We start from the raw sequence: 18,352 nt of genomic DNA, 5'->3' as shown, positions 1-18,352 counted from the left end.
CTATTGTGGTTAGACTGTGCTAATATAATGAATGTAACAAAAACGTAATATTTACATAATCAATATGTAACACAAGGAGGACAACATGTTTAAACATTCATTATCTATTTTAGCAACTGCAATAGCTGTAGCGGGAAGTAGTTTGCCTGTATACGCTTCCGGCTCAGAAGATATGATATCCCAGCAGCTCAATGGGAAGGGTGTAATCGTAATTGGCACAGGCCAGCTGGCAGACTGCCCGGAATTAAATCTTCCAGGCATTATCATACCCGGCTTACCGGACTGCAATTTTCCTGAGATACCAGGTCTGCCGGGGGAACCGGATACGGAGCAGCCAGAGGGACCTGACACCGAGCTTCCGGAAGAACCAGATACCGAACAGCCGGATCTGCCTGACGCCGAGCTTCCGGAGGAACCAGATACCGAACTTCCCGACACACCGGATACCGAGCTTCCGGAACAGCCGGATACGGAACAGCCGGATGTGCCAGGGGAAGATCAGCCTGGAGATGACAATGCCGATGAGGACACGTCCTTTGCCCGCCAGGTTGTTGATTTGGTGAATCAGGAGCGGGCCAAAGAAGGTCTCTCTCCTCTCTCAATAGATGAAAAAGCAGTATCTGCAGCGCAGGTAAGGGCCAGAGAGATTGAGACATCCTTCTCTCATACAAGACCAAACGGAAGCAGCTTCAGCACAGCTCTTACAGAAAGCGGAGCCAGCTACCGGGGGGCAGGAGAGAACATTGCCTGGGGACAGAAAACTCCGGAGGAAGTAATGAAGGGCTGGATGAACAGTCCCGGACACAGAGCCAATATTATGAATGAGAAGTTTACTTCCATAGGGGTAGGGTATTATCAGAACGCCAAAGGCGTAAATTACTGGACCCAGTTATTTACTTACTAAGCTATTCATTTTCTAATAATTTCGATAAAAAGAGATGGACCCGCAGATAATGCTGTCCATCTCTTTCTTATGATAGGGGAAATATTAGCCCCTGCGGGAATCTGAAGTCCCTTGAGAATTGATATGTGGGTCAGGCAGAAACTCATAGGTGGAGGTTCTGTAGCGATAGAGCAGATACAAAAACAGCAGTACATTGACACATGTAGTCAGAATCCCTCCCTCTATGCCGAAGTCGCCTCCGTTCAGCAGGTTTGCTGCAGGGTAGTGTGAGGTCATAATACTGCTGATGTTCAGCCCGCTGACCGGCATTCCATAAACTATAGATTGGAAAATATTCCATGTGATATGATAACCTATGCACATCCACAAATTGCCGGATTTGTAGTACGAATAAGAAAATACGATTCCAACGAGTATAATATTCACCAGGGATAGTACGGTCACGCCGGGATTGAAGAGATGAATCCCGCCAAAAATAACAGATGGCAGTGCCATAATCAGATATATATTGTTTGATCTGCGCAGGACAGACATAAGTAATCCGCGGCAAAACAGTTCTTCCGCAAACCCTACCAGCAGCATAGTGACAATCCACCAAAATAAGGAAGGGGAGAAGGCGGGTCTCACAGAATCAATACAAACGCTGTTTGTTAAGATCAGGATGAAAAAGATAAGCGAACATGCTCCAAACCCAAGGAGCAGGCCGGTGGCGCCTTCCTTTTTAAACCTTTTCCTAAAATCCCGAAGCCCTAAGTCCCTCCACTGGTACCTCATAATTTTCCAGACACATAATGACAGGAGGATGATTACAAGTTCCATTAAAATCTGCAGCACAACAGGCAGTGCATCATCTACTGCAAGTGCAAAGGAACTCATGTAGCCAGCTGCGTCATTGATATCTCCGGTTAACACTAATATTTTTCTCAATATCTCTACGCATAGCGTACTTGTCAAACCGGTGAGGGCATAAAACAATGCCATACAAATGATAACAATCCATCCGGAGCGGACGAGGCCATAACGATTTTTAAATAGTTTTCTCATAAAGTTTCCTTCCTCCATAGATGTGTTTAAGGACCCCGTAAATCAGCCTTGTTACATTTAGGTTCAGTATCGTCTCTGTATTCTTCCCGGGCTGTTGTTATTCCGGAAGGATATATTCAGTTACTTTATCCGTAAACAAAATACCGTCCAGGTGATCCAGTTCGTGGCAAAAACATTTTGCCATTTCACCGGACACAGTATAGATATGTTCTTCCCCCTGTTCATCCAGCGCCTGTACCGTAACCTGTAAGGGACGAAGTGTCTTTCCAAACCGATCCGGGAGACTGAGACAGCCCTCCACACACTCCTGTACACCTTCTTCTTTTAGGATTACAGGATTGACAAGCTTATACTGCTGCCCATCCATATGGATTACAACCAGACGTTTCAGAATACCTACCTGCGGGGCGGCAATGGCAGCCCCATTTTCTGTGTGATGGAGGGTATCCATCATATCCTCAAGGATCTCCCGTATGCGGTCATCCACACAGTCCACAATTCTGCATTTTTTTCTTAGGATTGGGTCATTCTCATACCGCAGTCTTCGTATGGCCATAAGAGCACCTCCTGCTTTTTTCTGTCCTTGCTTTCCGTTCACTTTCCTCAAACATAAAGACTTCTTCAATTCTGCAGCCGTAAATCCGGGCAATATTTACTATTATAAAAAAGTCCCTCTGATGTGTCAAGCAGACCTTACATATGGGAAAGATAATTGCCCCTGCACTCTCCCTTTGTCCCGTGTTATAATGATAAAAAACAGTGCAAGGACAGTGCGAATGAATATATATAGAACCTACTTTTTAAACTATAAGTTTCCATTCCTGGCGGGTGTCATCTGTGTGGCCTTCGAGGCATTCTGCGACCTGCTGGGTCCCACCCTTATGGGCAGGATCATAGACGAGGGAATAGTCAAAGGAGAGATGAGGACGATTCTGCGTTGGGGACTGCTAATGCTGCTGGTGACAGGAATCGGTGCCTGCTTTGCCGTTGCCCGGAACATTCTGGCCAGTTATGTCTCCCAGAGTGTAGGAGCAGATCTTCGGAAAGATGTCTTTTCCAGGATCCTGTACTTTTCAGAGAAGAGTGTAGATTCCATAGAAAGCGGTTCTCTGATTACAAGAATGACAAATGACACCTCACAGGTTGTGATGTTTATCAATGGTATCATGAGGATTTTTTTGAAAGCTCCCATAACCTGCATGGGAAGCATCATACTGGCAACGGTGCTTAATTACAGGCTGAGTATAATTGTCTACGGGGTGGTTGCCCTGGTGGCTTTTCTCATCGTACTCAGCATGCGGCTCAGTTATCCCAGATTTTTCCGCCTCCAGAGGGCCATGGACGGGGTAAATGCTGTGATTCAGGAGTATCTCATAGGGGTTCGGCTGGTAAAATCTTTCGGCACATACGGAGAGGAAACTGAAAAATTCAGGGAGGCTAATGAAGCTTTGATGAAAAAAAGCCTGGATGCACAGAAAATTATTACCTGGATCTCCCCTCTTCTGAATCTTACCGTAGGGATGGGGACTCTGCTTGTAATCTATGGAGGAAGCAGATTGTTTGCCTGGAATCTGGCCGGCGCCGGTGACATCTCGGCCTTTACAATTTATATGGCTCAGATTTTAACATCTCTTGTGATTATAACCAGTGTTTTCAATATTTTTGTCCGGACCAAGGCATCGGCTGCGCGCATCCGGGAGGTGATGGAATGTGAAGAGGACTGTGCTGCTGATAAGCATGAAGCGGCGGAAAAGGAAGAGCCTCTGGAGGGGGCCGTTGCCTTTGAAGCGGTAACCTTTGCCTATCCCGGGGGCAGCGGAGAACCGGCCCTGAAGGATATATCCTTTCAGATCCCTCCAGGCACCAGTCTTGGCGTCATCGGACCCACAGGAAGCGGAAAATCAACCCTGGCATGGCTTCTCCTCAGATTTTACGATGCGGACAAAGGGAGAATACTGGTGGGAAACCAGGAAATATCGTCTATTCATCCGGAGAGACTCAGGAAAAATGTAGGGATTGTCCCTCAGAATCCCATGCTGTTTTCCGGGACGGTGGAGGACAATATCCGCTGGGGAAATAAATGTGCGGACCACGAGGCGGTAGAACGGGCTGCGGCCTGCGCCCAGGCAGATTTTATCTCCCGGATGCCCCGGGGATACGATAGCTGTCTGGGCAGCAGCGGTGTAAATATATCCGGAGGGCAGAAGCAGAGGATCTCCCTGGCAAGAGGCCTTCTGAAAGAGGCACCGATTCTTATTCTGGACGATGCCACAAGCGCCCTGGATGGAATTACAGAGGCAAAAGTAAGGAAAAATCTTTTGGCCCGGGATACCCGCCAGACCCTGATTCTCATTACACAAAAGTGTACCACGGCCATGTTTGCGGATCAGATTCTGGTGCTGGAAAACGGGAGGGATGCGGGCTTTGGAACTCACAGAGAGCTTCTGGCTTCCTGTACTGCCTACCAGGAAATCTATGCCTCCCAGGTGGAGCATAAAAGGGGGGAGGAATAACATGGAACAGGGAAAAGGACTGCAGGACATGGGAAAGATGCCGTCTATGGGACGGGGACATGTTGGCGGAGCCAGAAGATTTTCCTCCTCGGCAAAACCGCAGAATGCAAAGGGCACGTTAAAAAGGATTCTCAGAATCTATCTGAAATGGGGCCGGGCAATTTTTGCGGCAGTTGTTTTAACCGCGCTTGCTTCCGGCATTACCGTTCTTTTGCCCTATTTTACAGGGAGGGCCTTTGATGCGTTTCAGGCCCGGACAGGAACAGTACAAAGAGACCTGCTGGGAACAGCGCTGTTTATTATGGGGAGCTTGTACGCAGCCAACTGGCTGATTACCACCGCAAACGGCCTGTGTATGCTCAAGGTGACGCAGAAGCTTGTGTTTGCTCTGCGCTCAGAATATTTCTCCAAGCTTCAGAAACTGCCCCTTACCTTTTACGACACCCGGTCTCACGGGGACACTATGAGCAGACTTACCAATGATATTGACAATATCAGCTCTACCATTGCACAGGCCACTACCCAGCTGATTTCAGGGGTTCTTACCCTGACAGGCTCACTGGTGGTTATGATTTCCCTGAATCTGCCCCTCACCGGCGTGGTTCTTCTGTGTGTCCCGCTGGTGGCAGGACTCACCAAGCTGATTGCAGGGAGAAGCCGGAGTTATTTCCTTCGCCAGCAGCAGAGTCTGGGTACTCTGAACGGACTGATAGAGGAAAATATCAGGGGACTTAAGATGGTTAAAGCTTTCGGCAGACAGGAGGATGTACTGGAAGAGTTTTCTGTTCTCAACGGACAGCTGTTTGAAAACAGCAGAAAGGCGCAGACCTGGTCAGGATTTCTGATGCCTCTGATGAATGTAATTAATAACCTAATCTTTACGCTGGTTGCCATTGCCGGAGGAATCGGGACGGTTTCCTATGGGCTTTCCATCGGCACAGTAATAAGCTTTTTAACATACTCTAAGCATTTTGCCCAGCCGCTCAACTCTGTGGCAGGGATGTTTAATACCATACAGGCAGCTCTGGCCGGGGCCGAGCGTGTCTTTGAGATCCTAGACGAGAGGGAGGAGACTCCGGATCCCCCGGATGCGGCCGTTCTTGAACATCCGGCGGGAGAGGTGGCCTTCTGCAATGTGGATTTCTCCTATGAACAGGGAAGGAAAGTATTGGAAGATGTAAGCTTTCAGGTGCATGCGGGAGAGGTGGTGGCACTTGTGGGAGAGACCGGAGCGGGAAAGACGACCCTTGTAAATCTTCTCACCAGGTTTTATGATCCTGACCGGGGCAGGATTCTCATAGACGGAGTGGATACCGTTACAATCACCAGAAGAAGCCTGCGGGATTGCTTTTCTGTAGTGCTTCAGGATACCTGCCTGTTTACCGGCACGATTATGGATAATATCCGCTATTCCAGGCCCCAGGCAGGGGACGAAGAGGTGATAAAGGCAGCCCGTATGGCCTGTGCCCATGAATTCATAACCCGTCTGCCCAAGGGATATCAGACGGAAGTATCAGGAAGCACAGATACACTTAGCCAGGGGCAGAGGCAGCTGCTTGCCATAGCCAGGGCAGTCCTCTGTCAGGCGCCTATTCTTATTCTGGATGAGGCAACCAGCTCTGTGGATACCAGAACAGAGAAATCCATTCAGAGAGCACTGGTGACTTTAATGGAAGGCCACACCAGCTTTCTGATCGCCCACAGGCTCTCTACTATTCGGGATGCGGACAAAATTATGGTCATAGGGGACGGGAGAATACAGGAAACAGGAACCCACGAGGAGCTGATGAGAAAAAAAGGAGTTTATTATCGAATGGTTGCGGGTCAGATGGGTCAGGAGGTATAATAATAGCGGTATCTGCGGATTAACATCCCGCCTCACAGGAGAAACACAGGGGGATTTGGCAAAGCATTCATAATAAGGAGGAGAATATATGGCAGAGGTTACACTGGGAACAACCGGCATTACAGTAAATAAAAATGGGTTCGGAGCCCTTCCTATCCAGCGAATCGGCAGAGAAGAGGCAGCCTATCTTTTGAAGAAGGCCTACGACAGCGGCATTACCTTTTTTGATACTGCCAGAATGTATACAGACAGTGAAGAAAAAATCGGTTATGCCTTCAGAGGCATGCGTGAGAAGGTTTATATAGCCACAAAGACACCCGCTGTTACAGCGGAAGACCTCTGGAAGGATCTGGACACCAGTCTGAAAATGCTGGACACAGATTATATTGATATCTTTCAGTTTCATAACCCTTCCTTCTGTCCTGTTCCGGGGGACGGGACAGGACTTTTTGAGGCAATGGAAGAGGCCAAAAGGCAGGGAAAAATACGTTTCATTGGAATTACAAACCACCGCTTATCCGTAGCGGAGGAAGCCATCGCATCGGGACACTATGACACACTGCAGTTTCCCTTCTGCTATCTGGCATCCTCCAGGGATCTGGAGATTGTCCGCAGATGCAGGGAGAAGGAAATGGGATTTATTGCTATGAAGGCCTTATCAGGGGGACTCATAAACAATTCCCGGGCAGCGGCTGCCTATATGGGACAGTTTGACCATGTTCTCCCCATCTGGGGAATCCAAAGAGAAAGAGAATTGGATGAGTTTCTCTCTTATGTAAAGACACCACCGGTGATGGACGACAAGATACGGCAGCTGATCGAAAAGGACAGAAAGGAGCTGTCCGGTAATTTCTGCAGGGGCTGCGGCTACTGCATGCCATGCCCCCAGGATATTGAGATTAACAACTGTGCCAGGATGTCTCTTCTTCTGCGCCGGTCTCCGTCAAAGCTACAGCTGACTGCGGATGTGCAGGCCAAGATGAAGAAGATAGAAGACTGTATTCACTGCGGACAGTGTGCCCAGCGATGTCCTTATGGGCTGGACACTCCGGCGCTGCTGGAGGCAAACTACAAAGATTATCAGGAGGTCCTGAACGGAAAGGAGATCTGATGTGGCTAAGATTGTGACATTGATAGAAGACACCGGAAGAGATGACGGCCTGGAGAAGGAGCATGGACTGAGCTTTTACATTGAGGCGGCAGGGCATAAAATACTTTTTGATACCGGGGCCGGCAATAGATTTCTAACCAATGCAGAGGCATTGGACATAAATATCTCTCAGGCAGACACCCTGGTAATCTCCCATGGCCATTACGACCACGGGGGAGGAATGGAGGCCTTTCTGGAAATCAATCAAAAAGCTGGGATCTACATCCGAAGGGATGCTTTTCTGCCCCATTATTCCTTAAAACAGGAGGGATGGACAGATATCGGTATCTGTTCCAAATTAAAGAACTCCCCAAGGATGCGGTTTACAGAGCAGGAGTTTCAGATAGACGAGGGCCTGTTCCTTTTTTCCAATGTAAAAGGAAGGGTCCTCTGGCCAGACTCCAACCAAAATCTGAAGGTGAAAATTGGTGACAGGTATGTGCAGGATGACTTTGCACATGAACAGAATCTGGTGATTTCAGAAGACGGCAGAAAAATCCTGGTGGCCGGATGTGCCCACAATGGGATTATCAACGTTCTGGAACATTATAGGCAGCTGAAAAATGAAATGCCGGATCTTGTAGTTGGAGGGCTTCACCTGACAAATCCCAGAGCCGGAACATCCATAGAGCCGGAAATCGTCCGGGAAATCGGGGACAGGCTGTCTGCCTATCCCTGCAGTTATATGGTCTGCCACTGCACTGGGGAAGAAGCATATGGGATCCTCCGCAGAAAGCTGGGAGACAGAATTCAATATATAAGGACAGGAGATGTGATACATTGATAGTGACCTGGATTGGAGATATACGGCCGCTGTTGGAAAAAGCGTTCTATGAGCACTGTTACCGGATGCTGCCTGCCATGCGCAGAGATAAGGCGGACCGCCTGTCCCGTATGGAGGACAAAGCTCTAAGTGCAGGGGTATGGACACTGCTGGAAAGAGCCAGAGAGGAATTCGGTTTTAGGGGCTACCCCCTGTATAATCTGTCCCATTCTTTTCCCTATGCTTTGTGCTCTTTTGTGACAGAGGATGCAGATGTTCATGGGGGAGTGCAGCTGGGATGTGACGTGGAAACTGTGAAGACGCCGAGAGTATCTGTAGCCAGCCGTTATTTTCGGCCTGAGGAATATAGATATATTCTGGAGCAGCCGGATGAGGAAAGACAAAAGCAGGCATTTTTCAGGTATTGGGTCCTGAAGGAGAGCTTTTTAAAGGCGACGGGCAGGGGAATGGGACTTTCCATGGACAGCTTTGAGATAACAATTGCTGAGGAGGGAGGCAGTACAGCGCCTGTGCTTACCCGTAATCCCCCGGAATATCCGGGTACCTACTATTTTCAGGAATACCAGGCAGCGGCGCCGGACGCCAGGGTCGCTGTCTGTTCTACCTGTCCGGACTTTGCACCCGGGCTGCGGTATGTGGAATTCTAATCAATCGGAAAGGAATAGGATGCTATGAGCAGAATAATGATTGTGGAAGATGACCAGGTGATAGCCAGAGCTATAAAAAAGCATCTGGAATCCTGGGACTTTGAGGTGTATTGTGCGGAGGATTTTCAAAAAATACTGTCAGAATTCGCAGAGTTCCAGCCGGAGCTTATCCTGCTGGATATCTCACTGCCCTTTTATAATGGATTCTACTGGTGTACGGAGATCCGTAAGCTCTCCAAGGTGCCTATCATCTTTCTCTCTTCCACAACAGATAATATGAGTATTATCATGGCGATGAACATGGGGGGTGATGACTTTATTGAAAAGCCCTTTGACCTGCATGTCCTTACAGCCAAGATTCAGGCCCTCTTCCGGCGCGCTTATTCTTTTCAGGGCAAGGTGGATATGATAGAGCACAAAGGAGTCATCCTGAACCTGGGTGATGCGGCCCTGTACTATCAGGGGGATAAGGTGGAATTGACCAAAAATGAATTCCGAATCCTGCAGACGCTCATGGAACAGGCCAATAAAGCAGTATCCAGAAGTGATATTATGACCAAGCTTTGGGAGAGCGACAGCTATATTGACGACAACACCCTCACGGTGAATGTGACGCGTCTCAGGAGAAAGCTGGAAGATGCCGGGCTCACAGACTTTATTAAGACAAAAAAAGGGATCGGATATATGGTGGGGTAGATGAGAGAGGATAAGAAGCCAAAGGTTTTATTGGAATATGCTAAAAAGAAGCTTCCTCTGTTTCTGTACCTGTCACTGTGCACCGGTATTTTCTGGATGGTGTTTTCGCTTTATAACCTGCCGGCGGAGGCTGTTGGGTATGCAGCCCTGCTCTGTCTGGCGGCAGGCGTGCTATTCTTTCTGGGGGGATTCTTCCGGTTTCGGATCCGGCACAGAGCTTTGAGGGACCTGAGGCATGAAGTCACTGTGCACCTGGAGAATCTTCCTGAGACAGGGGAACTGCTGGAACGGGATTATCAGGAACTGGTCAGAACGCTGTATGAAGAAAAAAACAGGCTTCAGGAGGCAATGGAGGCGGGCTATCAGGAGTCAGTGGATTACTATACTCTCTGGGTACATCAGATTAAGACGCCCATTGCAGCCATGCGTCTTTTATTGCAGTCGGAGGACAGCCGGCTGAGAGAGGAGATGGAACTGGAGGTTTTTCAGACAGAACAGTATGTGGAGATGGCGCTTCAGTATCTCCGCATGGGAAATATGGGAAATGATATGAATCTGCGTCTTTACAATATGGAACACCTTATCCGGCAGGCAATCCGCAAATATTCCAGGCTCTTTATCCTGAAACATATTGCCTTGCATCTTTCAGAGGTAAGCAGCAGAGTGATTACAGATGAAAAATGGATGGTGTTTGCTCTGGAACAGCTTCTTTCCAATGCGCTGAAATATACGAAACAGGGCAGTATCTCTATCTATCTGGATCCGGACAGAGAGCAGACCCTGGTAATTGAGGACACCGGGATTGGCATTCAGGCAGAGGATCTCCCCAGGGTATTTGAAAAAGGCTTTACCGGATACAACGGAAGGAAAGATAAAAAGTCTACGGGCATTGGTCTGTATCTCTGCAAAGAGGTGCTGGAGCGGCTGTCCCACAAAATAGAGATAACCTCAGAAGTCGGGGTGGGAACCAAAGTAAAGATTGATTATTCAGCCAGATACAGAGAGTTTGAATAATACAGATCGGCATTGCTGAGTCCTACTAGACAATCGGGAAGGAACTTATTATTATTTATGCAGTAAATAAATTACGAAGGAGGAGAAGAAACTTGAAGAAGCTTATAAAAGAGTTTAAAGACTTTGCCCTTCGGGGCAACGTGATGGATATGGCGGTTGGCGTACTTATCGGAGGTGCGTTCTCAGGCATCGTAACATCCCTTACCGACAATTTCATTCAGCCGACTATTAACATGATTATAACACGCAAATTTTACAGTTTGGAAGAAATTGCAGGGTATGCGTCTGCATTCGGTTCATCGGTGGTGAACTTCCTGATTATGGCGCTTATCCTGTTTTTTCTTCTGAAAGCAATGAATAAGTTACTGACCATCGGTGCCAGGAAGCCGGAGCCGGAAGCACTGGCTGTCAAAATCTGTCCTTTCTGCCAGAGCGAAATCAGCATAAATGCTACCAGATGTCCCCATTGTACCTCCCACATTCCGGAGGCTGAGGAGGAAGTACAGGCTGAAATTGCGGAAGTGTAAGCAACTACATACTTGAAGAATTCCCCCTGCAGGGCCAGAAGGAGCTGGTCATGCAGGGGGATTTTATGAGCAAAAAAGGCATAACTGGTCCCCGGACGCAGATAGAGGCCAAATTATAACAGATTTTTTATGCAGAGACACAGAATCAGATTAAGACGCGTATTCCAGTGATTGAGATCCTGATTTAAGATAGATTCTATTTTTCCCAGCTTATAGTAGACGGTGTTTCTGTGTAAAAAGGTCTTAGCGGCAAGGGCGTGGATACTGAAATCACAGGCTATGTAGGACTCTAAGAAATTCAGATAGTCAGTGTGGTTATATTTGTCATATTCTATTAGGTCTTTAAGCGTATCTTCATAGAAATCAGAAATAATTCTTTCCTGGGATTGCTGGAGCAGCAATTTATATACCCCCAAATCCTCGTAAAACAAATAAGAAGCATCCAGCTTCATGGACAATTCAGAGGCTTTCTGCGCCAAATGATAATTATCTCTCAAATTGGTAAGCGGATCGTTAACCACACCGGTTCCTGCATTTACCTGAAGATGCAGTTCTTCTTTAAATACCTGAATAACTTGTTCCATTATCTGACGCAGGAAGGGAGATGCTGCCTGGGTCAGCACAATGACGAGCTGTGTGGACAGGTAAAAAGAGGCGAAGGAGTTGCGGGGACAATAGCGTTTTAAAATCATCTCAATATACAAAAGAGCCCTTTTAACATTTATATCGTGTGTATTTTTTGTATAGGGGGAGAGAGATAAGCAGGTAACCGTATACTTGTCCGTCTCAGAGTATCCATGCTGAAGAAGCGTGGAAATACAATAGTGATAAGAAGAGGGGTTGAAAATAATTTCTTTAAACGCATTGTTAATACTCACCTCCATGGTTTCATTTTCCATAATGAGGAATCCGTATGTCTGGGTGATCTGCACCAGTTTGCTTTCCCAGGGAGTAGTAAAGAGAGGAAAGGAAGCTGCATTGCAGAAATCAATGACAGTCTGTGAGATAACTGAAATATAAGGGCCGGTGTTCAGCACCAGACCCACGCTACCAGCATTTTTTAAGGCTTTGCAGAATGGCAGAATCCAGCTGCAGTCTGCTCTTCGGATGCCAGTAGTAAATATTAGTTCATTTCCTACTAAAAAATCGGCAATACTTTCGTCCTCTATAATATGCACCCAGGAAACAATCTGATTCAGGCCGGCTTGTCCGGCTAATAGTCTGATGTTATATGTTTTTGCGGTTTCTTCAAACAGTGTTTGCAGCGTGATTGACATAGGCAAAACTCCTTTTGGTGCAGATAAACAAATAGTTGATTAAAATTTTGTATATAATTGCTAATCATAATAATTATTATATCATAAAACAGTGAAAAAACAAAGAAATAATAAAAATTAAATAAATTAATATGTGCATATGCCCAACAAAGATTATATAATTAGCTATTGTAATGTGTAACAAAACTGGTATATTAAAAGATATAAAACATCAGATAAATTGATGTAATTAATTAAACATAGGAGGTATTTTATGGATTTCGATTTTTCATATGTGGATTTGGCCTTTGTCAACGGTCAGATAATCACTGTCAATGAAAAAGATGAAATATGCCAGGCGGTGGGCATAAAGAAAAATAAGATTGTCTTTGTGGGGACCAACGAAGATCTAAAAAGGATCATAGACCAGAATACAAAAGTCATTGATTTAAAAGGACGTACCATGTGCCCGGGCTTTATCGACAGTCACTTCCATCCCATTTTATCAGGTTTCATGGGCGGAGCAATTTTGGATGCCACATATCCAAACTGCAAAAGTATTCAGGACATTAAAGAGCTGATTCGGGAGAGGGCCAAGGTTACCCCAAAGGGCGGATGGATCAAGCTATGGGGCTATGACAATAATAAGCTTAAGGATAAAAGACATGTCACAATAGATGACCTGGACGAAGCGGCGCCGGAGCATCCAGTGCAGTGCATGAGAACATGCGGACATGTATGCGTATATAATACGCTGGGACTGGCAGCCGGTGATATATATTCCCCCGAAGACGCCGTGCGGTTCAGAGAGGGAGAACTTGAGGTTGTAAATGGCAGACTGACCGGATTAACCAGGGATTTAACCGCCTTTTATCTGTGGAGTAAAGTAAAGTACACAGAGGAGGAAATGATACAGGCTCTGAAAAAATCTAATGATGAGCTGCTGAAAGGCGGAATAACATCGGTTCATGACTGTGGCGAGTGTGATGCGCCGGCTTACAGTATTATGTACCAGGCTGCAAAAAAGGGATGGTTTAAACCCAGGCAGTTTATGATGCTCCACAGTATTTTCGGAAAACCATTCTCAAAAGAGGACAATGATCATTTTCTATCATTAGGTTTTCATACAGGACTAGGGGATGAACACTTTCGGATCGGAAGCTGCAAATTTATGGTGGACGGAGGAAGCAGCGGGCCGACTATGGCCACCAGAGAACCATACAGTCACAATCCCAGTCTTCCCAGGATACTATCATGGGAGAGAGAAGAAGTGGCAGATTATATAGATTATATTAATGCCCACGGCTGTCAGGCGACTGCCCATGCAGAAGGGGATCTTGCCGTCGAATTTATGGTGGAAGGATATGAAAAAGCATTACAGAATCATTACCGTGCTCCGGAGGAACATAGGCACAGGATTGAGCACTGTGTAATTGTGGATGAGGATTTAATCCGGCGAATGAAAAAAGTGGGTATTATCCCTGTGGCCAATACCCATTTTATGCCATTAAACGGGAGTGATTACCATAGGTATTTTGGCGACAGGATAGATTACTTTTTTGCCCTTCGGAGCTTTATAGATGCAGGCCTTCGGCCGGTGATAGGCTGTGACGCTCCAACAGCAACCTGTGAGGCTGTGAAAGGTCTGGACGGCGCAGTGAACCGCATAGACCGAAAGACGGGAGAAGTATGCGGACCGAAACAAAGGATTACTATGCTGGAGGCAATCCGCTGTTATACGATAAACGGAGCGTATGCAAGCTTTGAAGAGAATATCAAGGGCAGCATTGAAGTGGGAAAACTGGCAGATTTTACTGTATTTTCAGAAGATATTTTACATATAAATCCTATGGATATCGTGAACGTAAAGGTGGATTATACGATTATTGACGGCGAGATATGTTATGAGAGATAAGGAATTGGAGAAGGAGGAGAGAAAGTTGAAAAAACTGACGTATAAAGAAAAGTTTATCCAAATGAATAAGGAAGCAAAAGCGACATGGATTCTGGCGGCCATTTGCTTTTTGGTATGGCTTGCCGGAGGATTTGGGGTTTATGGACTGGTCGGAAACAGCTGGACAATATGTAAAATGCCCGCCTGGTTTGTACTGGGAAGTTTTGGCTCATGGATAACAGCCATTATAGGTGTTGTTATACTGACAAAAAAAGTTTTTGTAGATTTCGACCTGGAAGATGACGAGGAGGAAGAATAATGGATGCAGTTTTGAGAATGACCCCTATTGCCATGTTTTTTGTGCTGCTGATGGGGATTGGAGTGTACGTTCAGAGAAAATCAGCGGATGCAAAAGTAAAAGATTTTTCCAATGAATATTTTATAGGCGGGCGCAGCCTGGGCGGATTTGTATTGGCGATGACGCTGGTGGCCACCTATAGTTCTGTAAGCTCCTTTCTGAGCGGAGCCGGAAAAGCGTGGGAAACCGGTTTTGGTTGGGTATATTATGCTACCTCACAGATTGTTGCGGCATTCCTGGTTTTGGGTGTTCTGGGCAAAAAGATGGCTATTATCGGAAGAAAGACAAATGCCGTTACCGTCATAGATATCCTCCGTGCCAGATATAAATCTAACATACTGGCAAATATCTGTGCCGTTGTAATCGTCGTATTTTTTACGACTACTATGCTGAGTCAGTTTATCGGAGGGGCACAGTTGTTTTCAGAGTGTACTGGCGTTAGCTACAAGACAGGTCTTATTATCTTTTCTGTGGTGGTTATTCTGTATACAACAATAGGCGGATTTAATGCAGTAGCCATAACGGATACGGCATGTGCTGTTGTCATGGTAATCGGTACAGTGCTGCTGTCGATCTCGGTAATTAAAAATGGGGGCGGCATCGACCAGATTATGGCTAATATAACAGCGGCTTCCCAGGAAGCGGTATCCTCCGGTCAGGGAATGGATCTTCTTGACCCCAGAGCCAGCGGCGGGATCCCTTTTCAGTTGTATCTGACCCAGTGGATGTTATGCGGAATTACAACAGTAGGTCTGCCTCAGTCACAGGTTAGATGCCTGGGCTATAAGGATACAAAATCTGTACATAAAGCCATGATTTACGGTACCGTGGTTGTAGGTATCATGATGATCGGCATTCATCTGGTAGGAACCTTGTCGAGAGGAATACTCCCAACCATCGATGGCTCTACAGACACCCTAATCCCTATTGTGATCGTAAAGTATATGATGCCTGTTTTAGGAGGAGTTACAATCATAGGTCCTTTAGCAGCTACTATGTCTACGATCTCCTCCCTGCTGATTGCCGGATCCTCGGCTATCATTAAGGATATGTATTTGCATTATAAAGAAGAAAAGCATCAGGAAGTGAACCAAAAAACAGTTGCCAATCTATCCTTTGGCGTGACTGCCGTTATGGGAATTGCGGCAGTGCTGATGGCGGTAAATCCTCCGGATCTGATCGTGTGGATTAATATGTTTGCCTTCGGCGGGCTTCAGACAACGTTCTTTTGGTGTATGCTGCTTGGCCTGTTCTGGAGAAAGGCTAATTCTGCTGGGGCAATCCTTAGCGTTGCAGGAGGATTGGGAGCATACTGCATTACCATGGCATTAGGGATTAAAATTGGGTCCTTCCATAATATTATCATCGGAATGGCAGTTGCATTGATACTGTTTATCATAGGAAATTATTTTGGAAAGCCTATGGATGACAAAACGGGAAGACTGTTTTTTCCGGAAAAATATTAACGCAGCTGCAGTAGGACAGTAAATGAAAAAAATAAGTTCACTTTTAATTATTATTTCCGGGATTCTCTGGGGAAGCATGGGGATCTTTGTCAGACAGTTTAATACAGGCGGATTGGCTTCCATGGAGATTTCCGGAATAAGATCCTTTGGCGCCGGCCTGATTATTATAATTGTTTTGGCTCTGTGGAAAAGAGAATTATTAAAAATAACGCCAAAGGATATCTGGGTCTTTCTGGGAAGCGGGGTATTGAGTGTTTTGTGCTTTAATTACTGCTATTTTAAGACTATCAGCTTGACCTCCATGGCAGTGGCAGCCGTGTTATTATATACATCCCCAATGATCGTTATCATATTATCCGTTTGTCTGTTTCATGAAAAATTAACATCCTATAAAATCATAGCATTGATTATTTCCTTTTCTGGATGTGTATTGGTGTCAGGGGCCATTGGAGGTCAAACAGCATTGACCCCTCAGGGACTGCTCACAGGTATCGGCGCAGGATTTTCTTACGCCTTGTATACAATATTCAGCCGATATGGACTGCAGAAGGGGTACCATCCTTTAACCATTGTTGCATACACCTTCCTTATCTCTGGACTGGGAATACTCCCCCTGTGTAAGACAGGTACCGTGATTCGGGTTCTGGCAGAGGATAAGAGACTTCTGCTTCTCGCCGTCGCATTTGCTGTGGTGAGCACCGTATTACCTTACTTTCTGTATACCATCGCACTCAGTTACACAGAACCGGGCAAGGCGGCAATAATGGCATCCACAGAACCGGTGGCTGCCGCGGTATTCGGTGTGGTTTTGTTTCATGAAAAAATGACTTTAAATATTTTTTTAGGAATTCTTTGTGTATTATCGTCTCTGCTAATATTGAATTTTAAAGTGATGAAACGGAATCCTGGAAAGTGATCTAGGGAGAACACGCTGTAAAACGGACATAAAAGTCCGTTTTACAGCGTGTTTATAGAGAGTTTTGTCCACTGCCCAATCATTAAAATAGATTTTGTCATACTCTTTTTACCTCTTCTTTCTCCCATTTACCACGTTTATCTCTCTCCCCTTTTTTCAACTTTCACCATTATAATTGTTTTTCTGATATAAGAGAAGAACCGGAAACAGCTATATTTACTTTTTCCGATAAAAAGGGCTTTACCCTTTTGGTTGGATAAAGCCCTGTAAATCTGATTTTATTATATCATTATTCACGTTCACTGCCAAACACCTTCTTCGATATATCCGGTTAGCAAACAATAAATTTCTGTAAAGTATAGCAGATTTTCAGATGAATTTTATATCTGGTTTTCGATTATCCGTGTAAACACTATACTTTCAAACATTTTGCAGTATAGAAAAACACTCATTTTACCACGAATTTACCACGATTGCATGAACCTTGATATGCTGATATAAATTACACTAGAAGACACCTAAAATGTTATTTTTGTATATATAGCAGTCAATCCTATGACTAACAGTGTTGTATATATAGTTATGAGGTTACTAAAATTGAATTTATAATTTGGAAAAAGCTATATTATACACATCGTCCTGTTCTGGTAAATGTGTAATATAGCCTATCGGTAACTTGTTTTCCGTCGCTTCAATAACTGCTTTTGCCCCCACCTCTCCAAAAGCACCACATAATTCTATACAATCAATTCCTTCTTCATATAGTTGTTTAGCCACTGTACATGCTTCTTCTATATTTGCAACTCCAACAATCTGTGCTTCTCCGTTATGTATAATAGCTCTATCAACCATACAATTAAAATTTCCAATAATCAAAAATGCAAACTTCATTACTTTTACCTCCACAAATTCACGTTTTTTGGTTTTTTCATATCCACATTATAACAGTTCCATATATCCCCTACAAGAAAAAACAACAGGGGAGTGTTGTAAACTTGTGATTATGTCACCTTAGGATGCACTTAAGAAAATGTCTCTTTTGTGGAACCTATAGTAGAATAGAAAGTAGGTAAACTATTTTTTATTGCCCAAATAGTAAAAAAACAGCTCAGCAGACCGTATAAGACTTTATACTGCCATGCGAAAGCTCCTGATTTCATGCGAGTTAGCGCGTATCGGATCCGTTCTGTGGTAAAAGTTCTTGCAACATACTTTTGTGAAGTTGGGCGGGATTTGGGCGGCTGCGCGTCCTGCCGGACGCTGTGAGCAAGTCGGTCAAACCTCTCGTTTTCAGCGCCCTTTGACGGGGGATTGGGGGTAGCCCCCAACAAGCGGTT

At 45.5% G+C, this 18,352-nt stretch carries 17 protein-coding genes; 13 read left to right on the top strand and 4 right to left on the bottom strand.

Features of this window, described 5'->3' with window-relative positions; translation table 11 throughout:
* Positions 1–85: 85 nt before the first annotated feature.
* Positions 86–904, top strand: coding sequence for a CAP domain-containing protein (locus ACGHCT_RS16040; RefSeq protein ID WP_390436799.1), 819 nt, complete (start codon positions 86–88; stop codon positions 902–904).
* 84 nt (positions 905–988) lie between these two features.
* Here the strand turns inward: ACGHCT_RS16040 and ACGHCT_RS16035 are convergent, their stop codons facing one another.
* Both ACGHCT_RS16035 and def read right to left on the bottom strand, forming a co-directional pair.
* Positions 989–1,948: a CPBP family intramembrane glutamic endopeptidase gene (locus tag ACGHCT_RS16035; RefSeq protein ID WP_390436797.1), complete on the bottom strand. Its 960-nt coding sequence runs from the start codon at positions 1,946–1,948 to the stop codon at positions 989–991.
* A gap of 97 nt (positions 1,949–2,045) precedes the next feature.
* Entirely contained in the window at positions 2,046–2,504 is a 459-nt protein-coding gene (gene def / locus ACGHCT_RS16030) for a peptide deformylase (RefSeq protein WP_390436796.1), read from the bottom strand.
* Positions 2,505–2,724: 220 nt separating this feature from the next.
* Between def and ACGHCT_RS16025 the strand changes: the two genes are divergently transcribed.
* From ACGHCT_RS16025 to mscL, 8 genes are all read left to right on the top strand, one after another.
* Positions 2,725–4,461, top strand: coding sequence for an ABC transporter ATP-binding protein (locus tag ACGHCT_RS16025; protein ID WP_390436795.1), 1,737 nt, complete (start codon positions 2,725–2,727; stop codon positions 4,459–4,461).
* A 1-nt stretch (position 4,462) separates the two neighbouring features.
* The gene (locus ACGHCT_RS16020; protein WP_390436793.1) at positions 4,463–6,307 is read left to right on the top strand and encodes an ABC transporter ATP-binding protein; all 1,845 of its coding nucleotides are present in this window, start codon (positions 4,463–4,465) and stop codon (positions 6,305–6,307) included.
* 88 nt (positions 6,308–6,395) lie between these two features.
* Positions 6,396–7,418, top strand: coding sequence for an aldo/keto reductase (locus ACGHCT_RS16015; protein WP_390436791.1), 1,023 nt, complete (start codon positions 6,396–6,398; stop codon positions 7,416–7,418).
* A gap of 1 nt (position 7,419) precedes the next feature.
* Positions 7,420–8,241, top strand: a complete 822-nt coding sequence (locus tag ACGHCT_RS16010; RefSeq protein WP_390436789.1) for an MBL fold metallo-hydrolase — start codon at positions 7,420–7,422, stop codon at positions 8,239–8,241.
* A gap of 2 nt (positions 8,242–8,243) precedes the next feature.
* Complete coding sequence (locus ACGHCT_RS16005) at positions 8,244–8,888, top strand: 4'-phosphopantetheinyl transferase family protein (protein WP_390440200.1); 645 nt, start codon at positions 8,244–8,246, stop codon at positions 8,886–8,888.
* A 24-nt stretch (positions 8,889–8,912) separates the two neighbouring features.
* Positions 8,913–9,584 (top strand): response regulator transcription factor, encoded by a 672-nt coding sequence (locus ACGHCT_RS16000; protein ID WP_390436787.1) that lies wholly within the window; start codon positions 8,913–8,915, stop codon positions 9,582–9,584.
* The gene (locus ACGHCT_RS15995; protein ID WP_154257751.1) at positions 9,585–10,598 is read left to right on the top strand and encodes a sensor histidine kinase; all 1,014 of its coding nucleotides are present in this window, start codon (positions 9,585–9,587) and stop codon (positions 10,596–10,598) included.
* Between the two features lie 92 nt (positions 10,599–10,690).
* Complete coding sequence (gene mscL / locus ACGHCT_RS15990) at positions 10,691–11,125, top strand: large conductance mechanosensitive channel protein MscL (protein ID WP_390436785.1); 435 nt, start codon at positions 10,691–10,693, stop codon at positions 11,123–11,125.
* A gap of 113 nt (positions 11,126–11,238) precedes the next feature.
* Here the strand turns inward: mscL and ACGHCT_RS15985 are convergent, their stop codons facing one another.
* Positions 11,239–12,402, bottom strand: coding sequence for a PucR family transcriptional regulator (locus tag ACGHCT_RS15985; protein ID WP_390436783.1), 1,164 nt, complete (start codon positions 12,400–12,402; stop codon positions 11,239–11,241).
* A gap of 253 nt (positions 12,403–12,655) precedes the next feature.
* Between ACGHCT_RS15985 and ACGHCT_RS15980 the strand changes: the two genes are divergently transcribed.
* From ACGHCT_RS15980 to ACGHCT_RS15965, 4 genes are read left to right on the top strand one after another with little or no spacing between them, the layout of a single operon-like run.
* Positions 12,656–14,296, top strand: coding sequence for an amidohydrolase (locus tag ACGHCT_RS15980; protein ID WP_390436781.1), 1,641 nt, complete (start codon positions 12,656–12,658; stop codon positions 14,294–14,296).
* Between the two features lie 25 nt (positions 14,297–14,321).
* Positions 14,322–14,594 carry a DUF997 family protein gene (locus tag ACGHCT_RS15975; protein ID WP_226902762.1) on the top strand — a complete coding sequence of 91 codons (273 nt, stop codon included), beginning with the start codon at positions 14,322–14,324 and terminating at the stop codon, positions 14,592–14,594.
* Positions 14,594–16,099, top strand: coding sequence for a sodium/pantothenate symporter (gene panF, locus ACGHCT_RS15970; protein ID WP_226902766.1), 1,506 nt, complete (start codon positions 14,594–14,596; stop codon positions 16,097–16,099). The genes ACGHCT_RS15975 and panF overlap by 1 nt, the downstream gene beginning before the upstream one ends.
* A gap of 22 nt (positions 16,100–16,121) precedes the next feature.
* Entirely contained in the window at positions 16,122–17,015 is an 894-nt protein-coding gene (locus ACGHCT_RS15965) for a DMT family transporter (protein ID WP_390436779.1), read from the top strand.
* Positions 17,016–17,618: 603 nt separating this feature from the next.
* Here the strand turns inward: ACGHCT_RS15965 and ACGHCT_RS15960 are convergent.
* Positions 17,619–17,906 (bottom strand): DUF6506 family protein, encoded by a 288-nt coding sequence (locus ACGHCT_RS15960; RefSeq protein WP_154257754.1) that lies wholly within the window; start codon positions 17,904–17,906, stop codon positions 17,619–17,621.
* Positions 17,907–18,352: the final 446 nt, after the last annotated feature.

Source organism: Lactonifactor longoviformis (assembly GCF_042848515.1).
GTDB classification, from domain to species: domain Bacteria; phylum Bacillota; class Clostridia; order Lachnospirales; family Lachnospiraceae; genus Lactonifactor; species Lactonifactor longoviformis.
This window is presented reverse-complemented; position numbering and strand designations above follow the sequence as displayed.

Bases quoted from the DNA above. Each gene is read 5' to 3' on its own strand.
- ACGHCT_RS16040 (WP_390436799.1), top strand. From the start codon at position 86: ATGTTTAAACATTCATTATCTATTTTAGCAACTGCAATAGCTGTAGCG.
- ACGHCT_RS16035 (WP_390436797.1), bottom strand. From the start codon at position 1,948: ATGAGAAAACTATTTAAAAATCGTTATGGCCTCGTCCGCTCCGGATGG.
- def (WP_390436796.1), bottom strand. From the start codon at position 2,504: ATGGCCATACGAAGACTGCGGTATGAGAATGACCCAATCCTAAGAAAA.
- ACGHCT_RS16025 (WP_390436795.1), top strand. From the start codon at position 2,725: ATGAATATATATAGAACCTACTTTTTAAACTATAAGTTTCCATTCCTG.
- ACGHCT_RS16020 (WP_390436793.1), top strand. From the start codon at position 4,463: ATGGAACAGGGAAAAGGACTGCAGGACATGGGAAAGATGCCGTCTATG.
- ACGHCT_RS16015 (WP_390436791.1), top strand. From the start codon at position 6,396: ATGGCAGAGGTTACACTGGGAACAACCGGCATTACAGTAAATAAAAAT.
- ACGHCT_RS16000 (WP_390436787.1), top strand. From the start codon at position 8,913: ATGAGCAGAATAATGATTGTGGAAGATGACCAGGTGATAGCCAGAGCT.
- ACGHCT_RS15995 (WP_154257751.1), top strand. From the start codon at position 9,585: ATGAGAGAGGATAAGAAGCCAAAGGTTTTATTGGAATATGCTAAAAAG.
- ACGHCT_RS15985 (WP_390436783.1), bottom strand. From the start codon at position 12,402: ATGTCAATCACGCTGCAAACACTGTTTGAAGAAACCGCAAAAACATAT.
- ACGHCT_RS15980 (WP_390436781.1), top strand. From the start codon at position 12,656: ATGGATTTCGATTTTTCATATGTGGATTTGGCCTTTGTCAACGGTCAG.
- panF (WP_226902766.1), top strand. From the start codon at position 14,594: ATGGATGCAGTTTTGAGAATGACCCCTATTGCCATGTTTTTTGTGCTG.
- ACGHCT_RS15965 (WP_390436779.1), top strand. From the start codon at position 16,122: ATGAAAAAAATAAGTTCACTTTTAATTATTATTTCCGGGATTCTCTGG.
- ACGHCT_RS15960 (WP_154257754.1), bottom strand. From the start codon at position 17,906: ATGAAGTTTGCATTTTTGATTATTGGAAATTTTAATTGTATGGTTGAT.